General features: G+C 67.6%; 17 protein-coding genes. 7 read left to right on the top strand and 10 right to left on the bottom strand.

All coding sequences use genetic code 11. The features are described from left to right. Window positions 1-22: 22 nt before the first annotated feature. From ACHMXA_RS23600 to ACHMXA_RS23555, 10 genes are all read right to left on the bottom strand, one after another. Window positions 23-1,015, bottom strand: coding sequence for a Bug family tripartite tricarboxylate transporter substrate binding protein (locus ACHMXA_RS23600; protein ID WP_395316500.1), 993 nt, complete (start codon window positions 1,013-1,015; stop codon window positions 23-25). A 46-nt stretch (window positions 1,016-1,061) separates the two neighbouring features. After that, window positions 1,062-2,129, bottom strand: a complete 1,068-nt coding sequence (locus ACHMXA_RS23595; RefSeq protein WP_395316499.1) for a lactonase family protein — start codon at window positions 2,127-2,129, stop codon at window positions 1,062-1,064. Window positions 2,130-2,139: 10 nt separating this feature from the next. Continuing rightward, window positions 2,140-3,117, bottom strand: coding sequence for a tripartite tricarboxylate transporter substrate binding protein (locus ACHMXA_RS23590; protein ID WP_176667134.1), 978 nt, complete (start codon window positions 3,115-3,117; stop codon window positions 2,140-2,142). Between the two features lie 60 nt (window positions 3,118-3,177). After that, complete coding sequence (locus ACHMXA_RS23585) at window positions 3,178-3,942, bottom strand: SDR family NAD(P)-dependent oxidoreductase (RefSeq protein ID WP_395316498.1); 765 nt, start codon at window positions 3,940-3,942, stop codon at window positions 3,178-3,180. Between the two features lie 80 nt (window positions 3,943-4,022). Next, the gene (gene garD, locus ACHMXA_RS23580; protein WP_395316497.1) at window positions 4,023-5,609 is read right to left on the bottom strand and encodes a galactarate dehydratase; all 1,587 of its coding nucleotides are present in this window, start codon (window positions 5,607-5,609) and stop codon (window positions 4,023-4,025) included. Between the two features lie 139 nt (window positions 5,610-5,748). Beyond that, window positions 5,749-7,044 carry a TRAP transporter large permease gene (locus ACHMXA_RS23575; protein WP_395316496.1) on the bottom strand — a complete coding sequence of 432 codons (1,296 nt, stop codon included), beginning with the start codon at window positions 7,042-7,044 and terminating at the stop codon, window positions 5,749-5,751. A gap of 146 nt (window positions 7,045-7,190) precedes the next feature. Then, window positions 7,191-7,679 carry a TRAP transporter small permease gene (locus ACHMXA_RS23570; RefSeq protein WP_395316495.1) on the bottom strand — a complete coding sequence of 163 codons (489 nt, stop codon included), beginning with the start codon at window positions 7,677-7,679 and terminating at the stop codon, window positions 7,191-7,193. Between the two features lie 141 nt (window positions 7,680-7,820). Next, on the bottom strand, window positions 7,821-8,801 hold the full coding sequence (locus ACHMXA_RS23565; protein ID WP_395316494.1) for a TRAP transporter substrate-binding protein: 981 nt from the start codon (window positions 8,799-8,801) through the stop codon (window positions 7,821-7,823). Window positions 8,802-8,840: 39 nt separating this feature from the next. After that, on the bottom strand, window positions 8,841-9,731 hold the full coding sequence (locus tag ACHMXA_RS23560) for an SMP-30/gluconolactonase/LRE family protein (protein WP_395316493.1): 891 nt from the start codon (window positions 9,729-9,731) through the stop codon (window positions 8,841-8,843). 13 nt (window positions 9,732-9,744) lie between these two features. Further along, window positions 9,745-10,557 (bottom strand): NAD-dependent epimerase/dehydratase family protein, encoded by an 813-nt coding sequence (locus ACHMXA_RS23555; protein WP_395316492.1) that lies wholly within the window; start codon window positions 10,555-10,557, stop codon window positions 9,745-9,747. A 238-nt stretch (window positions 10,558-10,795) separates the two neighbouring features. Here ACHMXA_RS23555 and ACHMXA_RS23550 point away from each other — a divergent pair, with 238 nt between their 5' ends. The 7 genes from ACHMXA_RS23550 (at window position 10,796) to ACHMXA_RS23520 (ending at window position 18,369) form a co-directional block, all read left to right on the top strand. After that, a complete protein-coding gene (locus tag ACHMXA_RS23550) occupies window positions 10,796-11,671 on the top strand; it encodes a FadR/GntR family transcriptional regulator (protein ID WP_395316491.1) in 876 nt (291 codons plus the stop codon). Between the two features lie 115 nt (window positions 11,672-11,786). Further along, entirely contained in the window at window positions 11,787-12,794 is a 1,008-nt protein-coding gene (locus tag ACHMXA_RS23545) for a Bug family tripartite tricarboxylate transporter substrate binding protein (protein WP_395316490.1), read from the top strand. A 154-nt stretch (window positions 12,795-12,948) separates the two neighbouring features. Next, entirely contained in the window at window positions 12,949-13,860 is a 912-nt protein-coding gene (gene kdgD / locus ACHMXA_RS23540; RefSeq protein ID WP_395316489.1) for a 5-dehydro-4-deoxyglucarate dehydratase, read from the top strand. Between the two features lie 50 nt (window positions 13,861-13,910). Then, window positions 13,911-14,360 carry a nuclear transport factor 2 family protein gene (locus ACHMXA_RS23535; RefSeq protein WP_395316488.1) on the top strand — a complete coding sequence of 150 codons (450 nt, stop codon included), beginning with the start codon at window positions 13,911-13,913 and terminating at the stop codon, window positions 14,358-14,360. Window positions 14,361-14,365: 5 nt separating this feature from the next. Then, window positions 14,366-15,352, top strand: a complete 987-nt coding sequence (locus ACHMXA_RS23530; RefSeq protein ID WP_395316487.1) for a Bug family tripartite tricarboxylate transporter substrate binding protein — start codon at window positions 14,366-14,368, stop codon at window positions 15,350-15,352. Between the two features lie 132 nt (window positions 15,353-15,484). Further along, window positions 15,485-16,840, top strand: coding sequence for a glucarate dehydratase (gudD, locus tag ACHMXA_RS23525; RefSeq protein WP_395316486.1), 1,356 nt, complete (start codon window positions 15,485-15,487; stop codon window positions 16,838-16,840). Between the two features lie 92 nt (window positions 16,841-16,932). After that, complete coding sequence (locus tag ACHMXA_RS23520; protein WP_176667120.1) at window positions 16,933-18,369, top strand: aldehyde dehydrogenase family protein; 1,437 nt, start codon at window positions 16,933-16,935, stop codon at window positions 18,367-18,369. Window positions 18,370-18,372: the final 3 nt, after the last annotated feature.

Genomic DNA, 18,372 nt, shown 5'->3' with positions numbered 1-18,372 from the left:
CGGCCCGCCTTCCACGGGGGCGTCAGTCCGGCTTGATGCCCGCCGCCTTGATCACCTGCGCCCACTTCTCCACCTCGGCCTTCTGGAAGGCCGCGATCTGCGTGGTGCTCAGGTCGGCCGGCTCCATGCCGAAGCCCTTGAGCTTGTCCTGCATCTCCGGTGTCGCGAGGATCTTGCGGATCTCGGTGTGCAGCCGGTCGACCACCGGCGCGGGCGTGTTCGCGGGCACGAAGATCGCCTGCCACGACACCACCTCGAAGTCCTGCAGCCCCGGCACGCCCGACTCCGCCACCGTCGGCACGTCCGGCATCGAGGCCAGCCGCTTCGCCGATGTGACGGCGATCGCGCGCAGCTTGCCGCTCTGGATGTGCGGGCCGGCCACCACGGTGGTGTCGAACATCATGTCGACCTGTCCGCCGATCACGTCCTGGATCGCCGGGCCGCTGCCCTTGTACGGGATGTGCGTGAACTTCACGCCCGACTTGTAGGCCAGCAGTTCCAGCGCCAGGTGCTGCGAGGTGCCCGTGCCGGCCGAGGCCGACGAGAGCCCGCCCGCCTTGCCCTTGCTGGCTGCGATCACGTCCTTCAGCGTCTTGTACGGGCTCGCTTGGTTCACCACCAGCACCACCGGATTGGTGCCGATCAGCGTCACCGGCGCGAACGACTTCTGCGGGTCGTAGCCGAGCTTGGGATACAGGCTGATGTTGATCGCGTGCGAGCTGATCGTGCCGCCCACCAGCGTGAAGCCGTCGGGTGCGGCGCGCGCGCCGATCTCGGAGCCCACGCTGCCGCCCGCGCCGCCCTTGTTGTCGATGATCACTGTGGTGCCCAGCACAGGACCCAGCTTCTGCCCGATCAGCCGGCCCAGCACGTCGGTCGTGCCGCCCGCCGGGAACGGCACGAGATACGTGATGGGCTTGCCCGTAGGCCAGTTGCCGCTTTGCGCGAAGGCTGCCGGAAGCGTGGCGGCGATCGAAGAGGCGAGGACGGTGCGGATGAGTGTGCGGCGTTGCATGAAAGTCTCCTTGGTTGTCGGATGGTTCGGATGCGTCGGGGGCGTGTCAGGGCACGTCGACGATCTCGATCCAGTTCGGGTTCTTGCCCACGTCCAGGCGTTGGGGCTTGCCCAGCGCGCCGGTGTCGCCGTCGATGGCATAGAGCGAGATGCCGTTCGATTCCTGTCCCGCCGCGATCAGGTAGCGGCCGGTGGAGTCGATGGCGAAGCCGCGTGGTCCCTTCTCGGTCGGCGTCTGGCCCAGGGGCTGCAGCTGCCCGGTGGTGGCATCGACCTTGAACGCGGAAAGCGTGCTCGACGTGCGCTCCGAGGCGTAGAGGAAGCGCCCGTCGGGTGTCAGGTGCAGGTCGGCGGCCCAGGGCTTGCCGGCGAAGCCGGCGGGCAGCGTGGTCGTGCTCTGCTCGAGCTTGAGCGTGCCGCGCGCGGCGTCCCAGGCGAACACGTGCAGCGCGGCGTCGAGCTCGTCGAGCAGGTAGACGTGGCGCTGCGCCTTGTCCCACACGAAGTGGCGCGGGCCCGACTTCGCGGCGGTCTTGGTCAGCGGCGGATCGTTGGGCGAGAGCAGGCCTTTCTCGGCGTCGAAGCGCCAGCTCGACACGTTGTCGCCGCCCAGGCTGGTGGCGAGCACGAAGCGGTTGCTCGCGTCCGCGTGGATGGCGTGAGCGTTGGGCTCGGTCTGGATCAGCTGGTGGATGGGGCCCACGGCACCGTCCTTGCCGATGCCGTTCACCGTGATCTTGCCGCCCTGGTATGACGCCGCGAATAGCCATTTGCCGCTCGCGTCGAGGTCGATGTTGGCCATGCTGTCGGCCAGCGGCGCCTCGCCGAGCTTCTGCAGCTTGCCGCTGGCGCCGTCGATGGAAAGCGCTGCCACGCGGAAAGGCTGCGAGCGCAGCGCGGCGTACAGCACGCGCTTGTCGCGGCTCACCACCATCGGCATCACCGTGCCGCCCACGTTCAGCGTCTGCACCGGTTTGAGCGCGCCCTGCGTGCGGTCGAGCTCGAGCACCGAGATTTCCTGGCTGTCGGCGTTCGACACGTAGACCCAGGTGGCTGCCGATGCGGGCACCGCCGCGGCCAGCCACAGCAGCGATGCGATGGTCGTTTTCTTCATGGCCGGGGGCTCAGGGCTTGATGTTGAGCTTTGTGATGAGCTGCTTGAAGTACACGTTGTCCTTCGCCAGCGTCTCCTTGAACACCGCGCCGTCGGTGTAGACATAGCCCAGGTTCTGCTTGTCCATCACCTCGTGCATCAGCGGTTCGGCGGCGGTCTTCGCGGTGATCTCGCGCAGCTTCGCCATCACTTCGGGCGGCGTGTTCTTCGGCGCGCCCAGGCCGCGCCAGGTGCCGATCGACAGGTCGATGCCGCGCTCCTTGGCGGTGGGCACCTTCTCGAAGCCCTTCACGCGCTTGTCGGCCATCACCATCAGCACCTTGAGCTTGCCGCCCTGCACGTGCGTCGTCACCTCGGCCGGACTCACGGCCACGGCTTCGATGTGGCCGCCCAGCAGCGCCAGCACCGCGGGGGCCGCACCCTGGAACGGGATGTGGCCGAACTTCGCGCCGGTCTTGTCTTCCAGCGCGGCGGCGGCAAGGTGCCAGATCGAGCCGTTGCCCGAGTTGCCCACGCGCACGCTCTCCGGCGATTTCTTCGCGGCGGCCAGAAACTCCTCGATGGTGTTCCACGGCGCGTCGGCCTTCACGGTGATGGCGGCCGGGTCGGCATTGAGCTGCGCGATGGGCTGGAAGTCGTCGTAGTTGAACTTGGCCAGCCCCAGGTGCGGCAGCGTCAGCAGCTCGACGGTGAGCACAGCGAGCTTGTAGCCGTCGGGCTTGGCGTTGATCACCTCCGTCCAGCCGATGGCACCGCCCGCGCCGGGGCGATTGATGATCACGATGCTCTGCGAGATGTGCTTGCGGCTCGCCTCCGAGAAGGCGCGCGCCAGGCCGTCGGTGCCGCCGCCGGGCTGGTAGGGCACCAGCAGCTCGATGGTGTGGTTCGGAAAATCAGCCTGCGCGGCAGCCGGTGCCGCCAGCCCGAGCGAGAGCGCGGCCGTGGCCGAGAGGGCGGCGATGCCGCGAATGAACTGCTTGCGTTTCATGATGTCGTTGTCTCCGTTGTTGTGGGTGAGCGTTGAAGTGTTGAAAGGTGTGGGTGTGCGTCAGGGCATGTACTGCCCGCCGTTCACCTCGATCACCTGCCCGGTGACATAGCCCGACAGCTGTTCCGAGGCGAGATAGAGGAATGCGCCCACGCATTCGTCCGGCGTGCCGATGCGGCCCATCGGAATGCCGGCGCGGAAGTTCTCCAGCATCGCGGGCGTGGAAAAGCGGTCCTGGAAGGGCGTCTGGATGGCGCCCGGCGCCACCGCGTTCACGCGGATGCGGTCGCCCACCAGTTCCTTCGCCAGCCCGTGCGTCGCCGTGCTCACGAAGCCCTTCGAGCCCGCGTACAGGTAGGCCGAAGGGCCGCCGCCGGTGCGCGCCGCGACCGAGGTCACGTTGATGATGTTGCCGCCGCCGCTCTTGCGCATCAGCGGAACCACCTCGCGGCAGAACGCGAGCACCGAGCGCGCGTTGATGTGCAGCACCTCGTCGAAGAGCGCGTCGTCGAACTCGGCGATGGGCACGCGCTTGACCAGGCTGCCCGCGTTGTTCACCAGTACGTCGATGCGGCCGCCGAACTGCGCCGAGGCCTGCTTCACGCACTCGCGGATCGCGCCCGTGTCGCGCACGTCGGCCTTCAGCGCGAAGGCGGTGCCGCCGGCCGAGCGGATCGTGTCGACCACCTGGTTCGCCGCGTCGGCGGAGCTGTTGTAGTGCACCGCCACGCGCATGCCGCGCGCGGCGAAGGCGATGGCCACCGCCGCGCCGATGCCGGTGCTGGCGCCGGTGACGAGGGCTGTCTTGTCCTTGAGGTCTTCCATGAGGGGCTCCGTTGATGAAGAGACAGGTCTGAGAAAGGAAATCAGAAAGACGTGAACCCGCGCGTCGCGCGGCGCCTTGCTCAGGTCACGGGTGCGGGGTTGAAAAGCACCAGCGCGTTGTGCAGCTTCCAGTGCTCGGCCCAGGTCTTCTTCCGTCCGCTGGCCACGTCGAGCATCAGGCGGAACATTTCCCAGCCGATGTCCTCGATGGTGGCCTCGCCGTCGGCGATGCGGCCCGCGTTCACGTCCATCAGGTCGTGCCAGCGGCGCGCGAGGTCGCTGCGCGTGGCGACCTTGATCACCGGCACCTCGGCCAGCCCGTAGGGCGTGCCGCGGCCGGTGGTGAACACGTGCAGGTTGATGCCGGCGGCCAGCTGCAGCGTGCCGCAGATGAAGTCGCTGGCGGGCGTGGCGGTGTAGATCAGGCCCTTGTTCAGACCCTTGTGCGCGGCCTTCTCGCCGGGCGCGAGCACGCCGCTGATCGGCGCGGAACCCGACTTGACGATGGAGCCCATCGCCTTTTCGACGATGTTGGAGAGCCCGCCTTTCTTGTTGCCCGGCGTGGTGTTGGCGCTGCGGTCGACCATGCCCTTCTTCAGGTAGGCGTCGTACCAGGCCATCTCGCGGATCATGGCCTCGGCCACCTCGGGCGTGGACGCGCGCGAGGTGAGCTGGTCGATGCCGTCGCGCACCTCGGTGGTTTCGGAGAACATCACGGTGGCGCCCGCACGCACCAGCAGGTCGGTGCAGAAGCCCACGGCCGGGTTGGCGGTGACGCCCGAGAAGGCGTCGCTGCCGCCGCACTGCACGCCCACCACCAGTTCGCTGGCGGGCACGGTCTCGCGCCTACGGGCGTTCAGGCGGGCGAGGTGTTCCTCGGCCTGGCGCATGACCGAATCGATCATCGACATGAAGCCGACGTGCGCGTCGTCCTGCAGGCAGACCACGTCGAGCGCAGCATCGGGCGTGGTGCCTCCGCGCTGGTCGGCGATGGGAATGCTGCCCGGCGGCAGCAGGCGCTCGGGCTGCAGCTTCTCGCAGCCCAGGCTCACCACCATCACCTCGCCGCCGAAGTTGGGGTTGAGGCTGATGTTGCGCAGCGTGCGGATGGGCACGACGGCGTCCGGTGCGTCGATGGCCACGCCGCAGCCGTAGGTGTGCTCCAGCGCCACCACGTCGTCGACGTTCGGGTACTTCGGCAGCAGCTCGGCCTTGATGCGCTGCACCGCGAACTCGGTGACGCCCGCCACGCACTGCACTGTCTGCGTGATGGCCAGGATGTTGCGCGTGCCCACCGAGCCGTCGGCGTTGCGGTAGCCCTCGAAGGTGTAGCCCTCCAGCGGCGGCAGGGCAGGGGGCTTGACCGTCGAAATGGGCAGGCCGTCGAGCTCGGGCGCGGTCGGCATGCGCATCACGCGCTCGTGCACCCAGCTGCCGCGCGGCAGCGCCTTCAGCGCGTAGCCGATCACCACGTCGTAGCGGCGGATGGCGTCGCCTTCGGCCAGGTCGACCAGCGCGACCTTGTGGCCCTGCGGCACGTTGTCCACCAGCCGCAGGCCGTCGGCGAACTCCGCGCCGGCCTTCAGCCCGCCGTCGTTGGCGACGATGGCCACGTTGTCGGCCGCGTGGATGCGGATGTAGAGCGGAGGTCTTGCGGCGTCGGGCATATCAGGCTTCGAAGGCGGCAGAAAAAGCGCGGTCTTTTCGTGGAACACCGCCGGAACCGGCTCTGCCGGGCCGCAGGTGTTGCCCCCTGCAAGGGGGTTGGCGAAGCGACACGAAGTGCGCGAAGACTGGGGGTGTGCGTCATTTCACCACCATGAACATGCTGGGCAGCCAGGTAGAGAAGGCCGGCACGAAGGTAACCACGCCGAGCGCGAAGATCAATGCGCCGTAGAACGGCCAGATGGTGCGCATCACCGTGCCCACCGACACCCCGCCGATCGCGCAGCCCACGAACTGCGTCGTGCCCACCGGCGGCGTGTTCAGGCCCAGCGCGCAGTTGATGAGCATCACGATGCCGAACTGCACCGAGGTCATGCCGTACTGCTGCGCGATGGGCAGGAAGATCGGCGTGCACAGCAGGATGGTGGCCGCCATGTCCAGGAAGGTGCCCAGCACGAACAGGATGATGTTGATGAGCAGGAAGATCACCCACGGCGTGCTCGTCACCTGCGACAGCATCTGGCCCGTGAGCTCGGCCACGCCGTACAGGCTGATGAGGTAGCCGAAGGTGCTGGAGATGCCGATCAGCAGCAGGATCACGCCGGTGGTGCGCACCGCCTTCGAGGCGGCCTTGATGAAGTGCTCCCACTTCAGCGTGCGGTACACGAAGATCGTGAGGCCCAGCGCATACAGCACCGCCACCGCCGCCGATTCGGTTGCCGTGAAGACGCCCGACAGGATGCCGCCCAGGATCAGCAGCACCACGAACAGGCCCGGTAGCGCCGCGGCGAACGAGCGCCCCACGATGGCCCAGCCGGGGAAGGTGCCCGCGGGGTAGCCGCGCTTCACCGCCACCAGGTAGGCGGCCACCAGGTTGCTGACGGTGAGCACCGCGGCCGGCAGCAGCGCCGCGAGGATCAGCGCCGCGATCGACACCTTTCCGCCCGCCGCGAGCGAATAGATGATGAGGTTGTGGCTGGTCGGCATCAGCGCGCCCACCAGTGCCGCGTGGGTCGTCACGTTGACTGCGTAGTCGGCGTGGTAGCCCTCCTTCTTCATCATCGGGATCATCACCGCGCCCATGGCCGAGACGTCCGCCACGGGCGAGCCCGAGACGCCGCCGAACAGCGTGCAGGCCACCACGTTCGACATGCCCAGGCCGCCGCGCACGTGGCCCACCAGGTCGCGCGCCAGGTTGACGATGCGGTCCGCGATGCCGCCGTAGAGCATCAGCTCGCCCGCGAAGATGAAGAACGGAATGGCCAGGAACGAGAAGATGCCCATGCCCGAGGTCATCTGCTGGAAGCCGACCGCCAGCGGCAGGCCTTCATACAGCAGCGTGGCCAGGGCCGACAGGCCGATGGAGAAAGCCACCGGCACGCCCAGCAACAGGAAGAGCGTGAACGAGAGGCAGAGAATCAAAAGGGGAATGGTCATGATCTGGCCGCCTCGCCGGTGGTGGGGGCGCTATGGACTGTTCGGGGAATGCCGCGGAACCGGCTTTGCCGGGCCGCAGGCATTGCCCCCTGCAAGGGGGTTGGAGAAGCGACACGAAGTGCGCGAAGCCTGGGGGTGTGCATTCGTTATCCCCAGGCGGGTTCTACTTCGCGGCCTTGGGCGAGCGCGATGATGTGTTCGATGGAGAAGAGGACGATCAGCACGCCCGAGACGGCGGCCGGCACGTACTTCCAGCCTTCGGAGATCCACAGCGTGGGCAGCCGGTAGTCCCAGACCGAACCGGCCAGCTCGGCGCAGTTCCAGGCCATGGCCAGACCGAACAGCAGGATCAGTGCGTGGATGAGGTATTCCATCTTCAGCCGCAGCCAGTCGGGTGCGAGGACGAGGAAGGATTCGAGTCCGATGTGGCCCGCGTCGCGCACGCCCACCGCCACGCCGAGCATGGTGACGTAGAGCACCAGCAGCAGCGCGAGGCTTTCGGCCCAGGTGGGTGTGTTGTTGAGCACGTAGCGGCCGAACACCTGCCAGCTCACGGCGCAGATCACCGCGACGAGGCCGAGGATGCCCAACCACATGCAGGCACGCGCGAGGGTGCGGCAGAGTTTGGTGTACATGAAGGTTTTTCTCTGTTTTCTCCCTCCCCTCTGGGGGAGGGCCGGGATGGGGGCAAGCGGCGTCCCTATGCCAGCGCCGTCGTGCCCCCATCCCGGCCTTCCCCCAGAGGGGGAAGGAGCTGGTTCAGCAGGGCGGTTCGCTTACTTCGTCTCTTGCACGCGCTTGACCAGGTCCTTCAGCTTCGCGTCGGTGATGAACTTGTCGTACACCGGCTTCATCGCTGCCTGGAACGGCGCCTTGTCCACTTCGATGATCTCGGCGCCGCCGGCCTTCACCGTGGCCAGCGACTTCACTTCGCGCTCCTCCCACTGCTTGCGCATGTAGGGCACCGATTCCTTCGCGGCCTGGCGGATCCAGCCCTGCTCCTCGGCGGAGAGCTTGTCCCACGCGCGCTTGGAGAACAGCAGCATCTCGGGCGCCATCGAGTGCTCGGTCTTGCTGTAGTACTTGGCCACCTCGAAGGCGCGGGCGCTTTCATAAGTGGGGTAGTTGTTCTCGGCGGCGTCGATCAAGCCGGTCTTCAGGCCCGTGTAGACCTCGCCCATGGGCATGGGCGTGGCGTTGGCGCCCATGGCTTCGAGCATCGACACCCACAGGTCGGACTGCTGCACGCGCACCTTTAGGCCCTTCATGTCGGCGAAGCTGCGCACGGGCTTCTTGGCGGTGAACATCGAGCGCGCGCCGCTGTCGTAGTAGGCCAGGCCCACGAAGCCCTGCTTCTCGCACGATTTCAGGATTTCTTCGCCGATCGGGCCGTCGAGCACCTTGTGCAGGTGGTCCACCGATCGGAACAGGAAAGGCATGGTCGGCACCTGCGTCTCGGGGCAGATGTTGTTCATTGGCGCGATGTTCACGCGCACCATCTGCAGCGCGCCGATCTTGGTCTGCTCGATCGTGTCCTTCTCGCTGCCCAGCGAACTGTTGTTGAACACCTTGATGCTGTGCTTGCCGCCCGACAGCGCCTTCAGGCGCTCGCTCATGAACTTCACCGCGGTCACGGTGGGGTAGTCGTCGGGGTGGATGTCGGCCGAACGGAACTCGGTGGCGTGTGCAGCCATGGTGGTCAGCGCGGCTGCTGCGCACGCGGAAATTGCGATCAGGGTCTTCTTGGCGAATTTCATTTGTCTCGTCCTCTTGCTTGGTGGTTGTTGAAAAAGGGGTCAGCTGCCGAAGGCCGGTTCTGCTACGCCCTGCGCGCCGGGCCGCAGCGCGAAGACGCCGCCGGCGAGCGGCTGGTCCGACAGGTCGATGCCGCCGGGGCGGATCGAGGTGACGAACAGGGTGTCGAGGCCTGCGCCGCCGAAGGCGCACATGGCAGGTTTCTTCACCGGCACTTCGAGCGATCGGTCGAGCCGGCCGTCGGGCGTGAAGCGGTGCACCAGACCGGCGTCGTTGCCGCAGATCCAGTAGCAGCCGTCGGTGTCCATGGCGGCGCCGTCGGGGCGGCCGGGCAGGGGCTTCATGTCGACGAACAGGCGGCGGTTGTTGGGCGTGCCGGTGGCGGTGTCGTAGTCGAAGGCCCAGACGGCCTGCACAGTGGGGTGCGAATCCGAGAGGTACATCGTGCGGCCGTCGGGGCTGAAGGCCAGGCCGTTGGGCACGATGAGGTCGTCGAGGCGAAGGGCGGCGTTGCCGTCGCCCTTGCCGTAGCTGTAGAGGCGGCCGACGCGGGCGCCTGCGGCCATGTCGAGCAGCATGGTGCCGGCCCAGAAGCGGCCCTGGCGGTCGCAGCGGCCGTCGTTGAAACGCATGGCGGGTGCCGCGTGCTCGACGGGTGCGAGCGGGGTGGCGGACAGCGTGCCGTCGGCCTGCGGCTTCAGCGAGAAGAGGCCGCTTTCCATGCCGGCGATCCACTCGCCGGGTACGTCGGCGCGCGGCGCGATGCAGGCGATCATCTCGTCGGCCTTCCACTGCGCGTGGCCTTCGCTCGCGTGCCAGCGGTTCAGCGTCCGCGCCGGAATGTCGACCCAGTACAGCGCCTGCTGCGCGGCATGCCACACCGGGCTTTCGCCGGTGCCGTTGCGCGCGTCGAGGACGAGTTCAGCTTGCATCGCCTGAATCGCCTTAATTGCCGAATGGGCCCTGTGCGGTGAAGGCGCCGCCCTGGTAGATGGCGTTGGGGTCGGTGGGGGCGACCGGCGGTTGCTGCTCGACCTTGTCGCGGAACACTTCGGAGCTGTCCTGCGGCACGAAGCCCAGGTGCGCTGCCGCGCTGTTGTCCCACCACACGTCGCGGTTGTTCGACATGCCGTAGACCACGGTGTGCTTCACGTCGGGCGTGAAGAGCGACTTCTCGATCAGCGAGGTCAGATCGCGGTAGCTGAGCCAGGTGCTCATCATCCGGCGGTTGGCGGGCTCGGGGAAAGACGAGCCGATGCGGATGCTCACCGTCTCGATGCCCCAGCGGTCGAAGTAGAACTGGGCGACGTCTTCTCCGAAGGACTTCGACAGGCCGTAGTAGCCATCGGGCCGGCGCGCGGCGTGGGCGTCGATGCGTTCGCTCTGCCTGTAGAAGCCGATCACGTGGTTGGAGCTTGCGAACACCACGCGCTTCACGCCGTGGCGGCGCGCTGCCTCGTAGATGTGGAACACGCCCTTGATGTTGGCCTCGAGGATCTCCTCGAACGGCCGTTCCACCGACACGCCGCCCAGGTGGACGATGGCGTCGCAGCCTTCCACCAGCGCGTGCACCGCGGCCTTGTCGGCGAGGTCGCAGGGCACGACTTCCTCGTCGGCGCCGGCGGCGGGCGCCAGCGAGGCGATGTCGGACAGCCGCAGCACGTTCGCAAAAGGCTTGAGCCGCTCGCGCAGCACCTTGCCGAGGCCGCCGGCAGCGCCGGTCAGCAGCAGGCGATTCATCTTGTTGTTGTCTGTCATGGTTGCCAGTCCTTGAATGCCGGAGTCATGGTTTCCGAGGGGCAGCCGCTACGGCGGTTTCGCTGGAGCGGCCGGTACGATGCCGTGGAAGCAAGGTCGAGGTCGCGAGGTCGAAAAGGCGCTGCATTTCGGTGCCGTGGAAACCGCAGGCCGCAGGCGGATTCGCCCGCGACACTTGGAAGTTGAGTGATAAGTTATCTGTTGTCGTACAACTAGTTTGGGGATTATCATCGTGGCCATGGTTCAGACGACTGCGGGTAATCCCTTGGTGTCGGATGCTCCGGCGGAGGCGGCCTCTTCGGCGCCGTCTTTCGTGGGGCGTCCGCGCCAGCGCGCGCGCGGACTCGCGCACGGGCTGGTGGAAGACCTGGGCGAGAAGATCCGCAGCCAGTCGCTGCGGCCGGGCGACAAGCTGCCGACCGAGTCGGCCATCATGCAGGCCTATGGCGTGAGCCGCACCGTGGTGCGCGAGGCGCTGTCGAAGCTGCAGGCCGCGGGGCTGGTCGAGACGCTGCACGGCGTGGGCACCTTCGTGCTGCAGCCGCGCACCGGCGGCGTGTTCCGCCTCGACCCGGGCGAGATCGCCGCGTCGGTCGACGTGCTCGCCGTGCTCGAGCTGCGCATCAGCCTGGAGACCGAATCGGCCGGCCTCGCCGCCAGTCGCCGCACCGACGAGCAGCTGGTCGCCATGCGCCAGGCGCTCGACGACTTCGAGCGCAACGTGGTGGTGGCGGGCGACACGGTGGGGCCGGACTTCCGCTTCCACCTGCAGATCGCCGAGTCGACCGGCAACCCGTACTTCGCGGACATCATGCGGCACCTGGGTACCACGCTCATCCCGCGCACCCGCATCAGCGCCATCCGCACGCACGAGGGCGGGGCGCCTTACCTGAGCCGCGTCAACCGCGAGCACGAAGAGATCTACGCGGCCATCGCGCGGCGCGACCCCGAGTCGGCGCGCGCCGCGATGCGCATCCACCTGACGAACAGCCGCGAGCGGCTGCGCATGGCGCAGGAAGCCGCGCAGCAGAAAGCGAAGGCCGATGCCGCCGCGGCAGGGGGCGGTGGGGCCGATGCGTCCTCGCCGTCTTCCGACGCCGCTTCGTCCCACTGATATTTTTCTTGTCCGGCCTGCTGGACAAGTCGTCTCCCTGGTTGTACGATGACTGATAACATGTGCGGCTCGTTGCGCACAAGGCCGTGACGACCATCGAACAACAGGAGGCAGCATGACCATCTCCCGACGCGGCGCACTGGGCGCCGCGCTGGCCACGACCCTGGCCGCCAGCCTGCCGGCGCGCTCCTTCGCGCAAGCCGCGGCGGGCGCGCAGGGCGGCACCGGCAACTGGCCCTCGAAGCCGATCCGGATCATCGTTCCGTACCCGCCGGGCGGCTCGTCCGACATCATTGCGCGCGCCATCAGCCAGCCGCTGTCGGAGGCGCTGGGCCAGCCCGTCGTCATCGACAACAAGGCCGGCGCGAACGGCAACCTCGGCGCCGACCTGCTGGCCAAGGCCCCGGCCGACGGCTACACGCTGATGCTGTGCGACCTGGGCGCGCTGGCCATCAGCCCGTCGCTGTACCCCAAGCTGCCTTTCGATCCGTCGAAGGACCTGCGCAGCGTTTCCATGCTGGCCTATTCGCCGCACCTGCTGGTGGTGCATCCCTCGGTGCAGGCGAACACGCTGAAGGAGCTGGTCGAGCTCTCGAAGAAGAGCGATCTCAACTTCGCCGTCACTGCCAGCGGCAGCACCGCGCACCTCGCGGGCATCGAACTGCAGCGCCGCATCGGCGCCAGGTGGGAATACGTGCCCTACAAGGGCGGCGTGCAGGCCGTGCTCGACACCGTCTCGGGCCAGACGCAGGTGCTGATGAACGGCATGCTCGCCACCTACCCGCAGGTACAGGCCGGCAAGCTCAAGCTGATCGCCGTGTCCAAGGCCACGCGCATGCCGCTGATCGGCAGCGTGCCGACCATCGCGGAGCAGGGCGCTCCCGGCTACGAGTCGGGCACCTGGCAGGGTATGGTCGCCGCGCGCGGCGTGCCCGACGCGATCGTCGCCCGGCTCAACCGCGAGCTGGTGCGCATCATCCGCACCGCCGACATCCGCGCCCGCCTCGCGGGGCAGGGGGCCGAGGTCGTGACCATGACCGCGCCCGAGCAGGACCAGTTCTTCGCCAAGGAGCGCGCGCGCTGGGCCCAGGTCATCAAGGAAGCCAACGTCAGGCTCGACTAGTCATGCCCGCCCCCCGGCTTTTCACTCGCTGCGCTCCGTGTAATTCGCCACCCCCCGAGGGGGAGGCGCGGCTCGCCTTGGGGCGGCCCGGCGGCGGCCGCATCGCCCGCAGCATTTCCTTCTCCTTTTCCTCATCTTCACTGGACTCTTCCCGATGAACCCGCAAGAACTCAAGACCATCATGGGCTCCGGCCTGCTCTCGTTTCCGCTGACCGACTTCGACAGCAACGGCGACTTCAACAAGAAGGGCTACGAGCAGCGCCTCGAATGGCTCGCCCCGTACGGCGCGAGCGCGCTGTTCGCGGCCGGCGGCACGGGCGAGTTCTTCTCGCTCACCGGCGACGAGTACCCCGGCATCATCAAGACCGCAGTCGACACCTGCCGCGGCGTGGTGCCGATCATCGCGGGCGCCGGGGGCCCCACGCGCTTCGCCATCCAGTGCGCTCAAGCCGCCGAGAAGGCCGGCGCGCACGGCATCCTGCTGCTGCCGCACTACCTCACCGAAGCCGGCCAGGAAGGCCTGGCCGCGCACGTCGAGGCCGTGTGCAAGAGCGTGAAGTTCGGCGTGATCGTCTACAACCGCGCCACCAGCCGCCTGAAGCCCGACACCCTGGCCGCGCTGGCCGAGCGCAACCCCAACCTCGTCGGCTTCAAGGACGGCGTGGGCGACATCGAGGCCATGGTCGCCATCTACCAGAAGATGGGCGACCGCTTCGCCTACCTGGGTGGCCTGCCCACCGCCGAGGTCTACGCCGCCGCCTACAAGGCGATGGGCACGCCGGTGTATTCGTCGGCCGTCTTCAACTTCATTCCGAAGACCGCCATGGACTTCTACAGGGCCGTCGCCGCCGACGACCTGCCGACGCAGCACCGCCTGCTGAAGGACTTCTTCATGCCCTATCTCGAGCTGCGCAACCGCGTGCCGGGCTACGCCGTGAGCATCGTGAAGGCCGGCGCCAAGATCGTCGGCCACGATGCCGGCCCCGTGCGCGCGCCGCTCACCGACCTCACGCCCGCCGAGATGGAGCAGCTCAAGGCGCTGATCGACTCGCTCGGCCCGCAGTAAGCCGGCCGCTGGCGGAAGAAGACCCATCACAACAACGGAGACAAGACGCCATGTTCCTCAAGAAGCTCTTCCTGGTCGCCGCTTCGGCGGCGCTGTTCTCGGCCTGCTCGGTGATGCCCGCGGGCAATGCCGCGTCGGCCGCGCCCGAGGTTGCCGCGGCCGCCGAGCGCCTGCGCATCGCGATGATCGACCCCACCGCGCCCGCCCTCGGCGCGCTGGTGGCCGACGACCTCAGCTACGGCCACTCCGGCGGCAAAGTAGACACCAAGGCCAGCTTTATCGCCGACCTGCTCGACGGCAAGTCCGACTTCGTGACCATCGCCATCACCGACCAGACCGTGAAGGTGGTCGACGGCAACACCGCCATCGTGCGCCACACGCTCACCGCCGACACCAACGACTCGGGCAAGCCCGGCAAGGTGGCGCTGAAGATCCTCGGCGTGTGGCAGAAGCAGGGCGGCAGCTGGAAGCTGCTGGCCCGCCAGGCCGTGAGGATCTAGTCCGAATGAAGAAGAGAGTCCTTCTCGGGGCCGCCCTCGCGGCCGCCTCGGCCGCGTTTTTGCCCCTGCCTGCCTCGGCGCAGGCCGACGCATGGCCCCAGCAGAAGCCGGTGACCATCGTCGTGCCGTTCCCGGCCGGCGGTTCCACCGACATGGTCGCCCGCACCATTGCGCTGCAGCTGCAGAACAAGCTAGGCGGCAGCTTCGTCGTCGACAACCGGCCCGGCGCCACGGGCACCATCGGCACCGGCCAGGTCAAGCGCGCGGCGCCCGACGGCTACACGCTGCTGGTGTCCTCGCTCGGCGCTTTCGTCGTCACGCCGCACCTGCAAAAGAGCGTGCCTTACGACGCGACGAAAGACTTCGACTACATCAGCGTGCCCGTGCAGGCGCCCAACGTGCTCGTCGCGAATGTCGCGCGGCCGGAGCGCACGGTGGACGACGTGCTCGCGCTGCTGCGCAAGACGCCGGGCAAGGTCTCGTTCGCGAGCTCAGGCAACGGCTCGTCCGACCACCTTTCGGCCGAGCTCTTCTGGCAGCAGACGAAGACCGAAGGCGTGCACGTGCCCTACAAGGGCGGCGCGCCGGCGGTCAACGACCTGCTCGGCAACCAAGTTGACTTCTCGTTCCAGAACGTGAACGCGGTGCTGCCGCACATCCGAGGCGGCAAGCTGCGCGCCATTGCCGTCACGGGCGACAAGCGCTCGCCGGTGCTGCCCGATGTGCCTACGCTGGCCGAGGCCGGCGTGAAGGGCGCCGAGGTCTATTCATGGCAGGGCATGGCCGCGCCAAAGGGTCTGCCGCCCGCCGTGAAGAAGAAGCTGAGCGACGCGGTCATCGCCGCCATGCAGGACCCGGAGACGAAGAAGCGCATGCTCGACCAGGGCCTGGAGATCGTCGCCAGCACGCCCGAGGAATTCACCGCTTTCCAGTTGCGCGAATGGACGCGTTGGAAGACATTGATCGACGCCCGCCACATCACCTCGGACTAGTGACTCTCCCCCAGGCTTCGCGCACTTCGTGTCGCTTCGCCAACCCCCTCGCCGGGGGCAACACCTGCGGCCCGGCAAAGCCGGTTCCCGGCGTTCCCCGAAGGGCACTGCAAGGTTTTGGATGATTTAACGATGACGCTTTCAGATTCCACTTCGTCGCCGTCGGGCGCTCCCGTCGTCACCGGCATGCGTGTGGTCCCCGTTGCGGGCCATGACAGCATGCTGATGAACCTGAGCGGCGCCCACGGCCCGTTCTTCACGCGCAACCTGCTGATCCTGACCGACAGCGCCGGCCATACCGGCGTGGGCGAAGTGCCCGGCGGCGAGAAGATCCGCCAGACGCTGGAGGATGCGCGCGACCTGATCGTCGGCCAGCCCATCGGCCGGCACAACGCGATCCTCAACAGCATGCGCAGCGCCTTCGCCGGACGCGACAGCGGCGGGCGCGGCCTGCAGACCTTCGACCTGCGCGTGACCATCCACGCGGTCACGGCCGTCGAAGCTGCGCTGCTCGACCTTCTGGGCCAGTTCCTCGAAGTGCCCGTGGCGGCCCTGCTCGGTGAAGGCCAGCAGCGCGATGCGGTGCAGATGCTCGGCTATCTCTTCTACGTGGGCGACCGCAGCAAGACCGATCTGCCGTACGAGAGCGACCCTGGCGCCGACAACGACTGGTTCCGCCTGCGCCACGAGGAGGCGATGACGCCCGAGGCCATCGTGCGCCTGGCCGAGGCCACGCATGCACGCTACGGCTTCACCGACTTCAAGCTCAAGGGCGGCGTGCTGCGCGGCGAGGAAGAGGTCGAGGCGATCCGTGCGCTGCACGAGCGCTTTCCGAATGCCCGCGTCACGCTAGACCCCAACGGCGGCTGGCTGCTGCAGGACGCGATCCGCCTGTGCCGCGACCTGCACGGCGTGATGGCCTACGCCGAAGACCCGTGCGGCGCCGAGGGCGTGTTCTCGGGCCGCGAGGTGATGGCCGAGTTCCGCCGCGCCACCGGCCTGCCCACCGCGACCAACATGGTCGCCACCGACTGGCGCGAGATGGTGCACAGCCTCTCGCTGCAGTCGGTCGACATCCCGCTGGCCGATCCGCACTTCTGGACCCTGCAGGGCTCGGTGCGCGTGGCGCAGCTGTGCCAGGCGTGGGGCCTGACCTGGGGCTCGCATTCGAACAACCACTTCGACGTGTCGCTCGCGATGTTCACCCATGTGGCCGCAGCCGCCCCGGGCAAGGTGACGGCCATCGACACGCACTGGATCTGGCAGGACGGCCAGCATCTGACCAAGGCGCCGCTGAAGATCGAAGAGGGCTTCGTGAAGGTGCCGACGCGCGGCGGCCTGGGCGTGGAGCTCGACATGGATGCCGTGGAGAAGGCGCACCAGCTGTACCTGAAGCACGGCCTTGGGGCGCGCAACGATGCACAGGCGATGCAGTACCTGATCCCGGGGTGGACTTTCGACAACAAGAAACCCTGCATGATCAGGTAGAGGCGTAGGCTTCGTTTCTCACATCCCGCAGCCGGAGCCCTCGCTCCGGCTTCTTTCTTTTTTTCATCCATCGAGCAGCAAGGAACCCGAAGATGCAGAACTTCGACAACCTCATCGGCGGCGAATGGCGTGCAGGCGCCGGCTACAGCCCCAACGTCAATCCGAGCAATCTGTCCGACGTGATCGGCCAGTACACGCAGGGCGATGCATCGCACGTCGATGCGGCCGTGGCCGCCGCCACCGCAGCCTTCCCGGCCTGGGCCACCGGCAGCGTGCAGGCGCGCTCCGACGCGCTCGACAAGATCGGCAATGAAATCCTCGCGCGCAAGGAAGAGCTGGGCACGCTGCTCTCGCGGGAAGAGGGCAAGACCAAGGCCGAGGGCATCGGCGAGGCCGCGCGCGCGGGCTACATCTTCAAGTTCTTCGCGGGCGAGTGCCTGCGCCTGTCGGGCGAGGTGCTGCCTTCGGTGCGGCCGAACATCGGCGTGGAAATCACGCGCGAGCCGGTCGGCGTGGTCGGCCTCATCACGCCGTGGAACTTCCCGATCGCCATTCCGGCCTGGAAGATCGCGCCCGCGCTGGCCTTCGGCAACTGCGTGGTGCTCAAGCCCGCCGACCTCGTGCCGGGCTGCGCCTGGGCGATCGCGGAGATCATCAGCCGCTCGGGCATTCCGGCCGGCGTGTTCAACCTGGTGATGGGGCGCGGCAGCGTGATCGGCAATGCGCTGGTCAACCACCCGGGCATCCATGCGATCAGCTTCACCGGCTCGGTGGGCGTGGGCCGCAACATCGCGGTGCAGTGCGTCACCAACCACAAGAAGGTGCAGCTCGAGATGGGCGGCAAGAACCCGCAGGTGATTCTTGACGACGCCGACCTCGCGCAGGCCGTGGAGCTCAGCGTGCAGAGCGCCTTCTATTCGACCGGACAGCGCTGCACCGCGTCGAGCCGGCTCATCGTGACCGAAGGCATCTACCCGAAGTTCATCGAAGCCATGAAGGAACGCATGGCGAAGATCAAGGTGGGCGACGCGCTTGCGCAGGGCACCGACATGGGGCCCGTCTCGTCGAAGTCGCAGCTCGACCAGGACATGGAATACGTCGCCATCGGCAAGAGCGAAGGCGCCACGCTGGCGGCCGGCGGCGAGCTGCTGAAGCTGGAGACGGACGGCTACTACATGTCGCCGGCCCTCTTCAGTGAATCGGCCGCCTCGATGCGCATCAACAAGGAAGAGATCTTCGGTCCGGTGGCCAGCGTGATTCGCGTGAAGAACTACGAGGAGGCACTGGCCACGGCGAACGACACCGAGTTCGGCCTCTCGGCCGGCATCGCCACCACCTCGCTGAAGTACGCCACGCACTTCAAGCGCCACAGTCAGGCCGGCATGGTGATGGTCAACCTGCCGACGGCGGGTGTCGACTACCACGTGCCCTTCGGCGGCCGCAAGGGCTCCAGCTACGGTCCGCGCGAGCAGGGGCACTATGCGCAGGAGTTCTTCACCACGGTGAAGACGGCCTACACGCTGGCCTGAGAC

Origin of the sequence: Variovorax sp. UC74_104 (assembly GCF_044055375.1) — a bacterium.
Classification (GTDB): Bacteria; Pseudomonadota; Gammaproteobacteria; order Burkholderiales; family Burkholderiaceae_C; genus Variovorax.
This window is presented reverse-complemented; position numbering and strand designations above follow the sequence as displayed.

Coding starts and splice junctions, on each gene's coding strand:
- garD (WP_395316497.1), bottom strand. CDS start 5,609: ATGCCCGACGCCGCAAGACCTCCGCTCTACATCCGCATCCACGCGGCC.
- ACHMXA_RS23530 (WP_395316487.1), top strand. CDS start 14,366: ATGAAGAAGAGAGTCCTTCTCGGGGCCGCCCTCGCGGCCGCCTCGGCC.
- ACHMXA_RS23600 (WP_395316500.1), bottom strand. CDS start 1,015: ATGCAACGCCGCACACTCATCCGCACCGTCCTCGCCTCTTCGATCGCC.
- ACHMXA_RS23555 (WP_395316492.1), bottom strand. CDS start 10,557: ATGACAGACAACAACAAGATGAATCGCCTGCTGCTGACCGGCGCTGCC.
- ACHMXA_RS23575 (WP_395316496.1), bottom strand. CDS start 7,044: ATGACCATTCCCCTTTTGATTCTCTGCCTCTCGTTCACGCTCTTCCTG.
- ACHMXA_RS23565 (WP_395316494.1), bottom strand. CDS start 8,801: ATGAAATTCGCCAAGAAGACCCTGATCGCAATTTCCGCGTGCGCAGCA.
- gudD (WP_395316486.1), top strand. CDS start 15,485: ATGACGCTTTCAGATTCCACTTCGTCGCCGTCGGGCGCTCCCGTCGTC.
- ACHMXA_RS23520 (WP_176667120.1), top strand. CDS start 16,933: ATGCAGAACTTCGACAACCTCATCGGCGGCGAATGGCGTGCAGGCGCC.
- ACHMXA_RS23595 (WP_395316499.1), bottom strand. CDS start 2,129: ATGAAGAAAACGACCATCGCATCGCTGCTGTGGCTGGCCGCGGCGGTG.
- kdgD (WP_395316489.1), top strand. CDS start 12,949: ATGAACCCGCAAGAACTCAAGACCATCATGGGCTCCGGCCTGCTCTCG.
- ACHMXA_RS23590 (WP_176667134.1), bottom strand. CDS start 3,117: ATGAAACGCAAGCAGTTCATTCGCGGCATCGCCGCCCTCTCGGCCACG.
- ACHMXA_RS23545 (WP_395316490.1), top strand. CDS start 11,787: ATGACCATCTCCCGACGCGGCGCACTGGGCGCCGCGCTGGCCACGACC.
- ACHMXA_RS23570 (WP_395316495.1), bottom strand. CDS start 7,679: ATGTACACCAAACTCTGCCGCACCCTCGCGCGTGCCTGCATGTGGTTG.
- ACHMXA_RS23585 (WP_395316498.1), bottom strand. CDS start 3,942: ATGGAAGACCTCAAGGACAAGACAGCCCTCGTCACCGGCGCCAGCACC.
- ACHMXA_RS23550 (WP_395316491.1), top strand. CDS start 10,796: ATGGTTCAGACGACTGCGGGTAATCCCTTGGTGTCGGATGCTCCGGCG.
- ACHMXA_RS23535 (WP_395316488.1), top strand. CDS start 13,911: ATGTTCCTCAAGAAGCTCTTCCTGGTCGCCGCTTCGGCGGCGCTGTTC.
- ACHMXA_RS23560 (WP_395316493.1), bottom strand. CDS start 9,731: ATGCAAGCTGAACTCGTCCTCGACGCGCGCAACGGCACCGGCGAAAGC.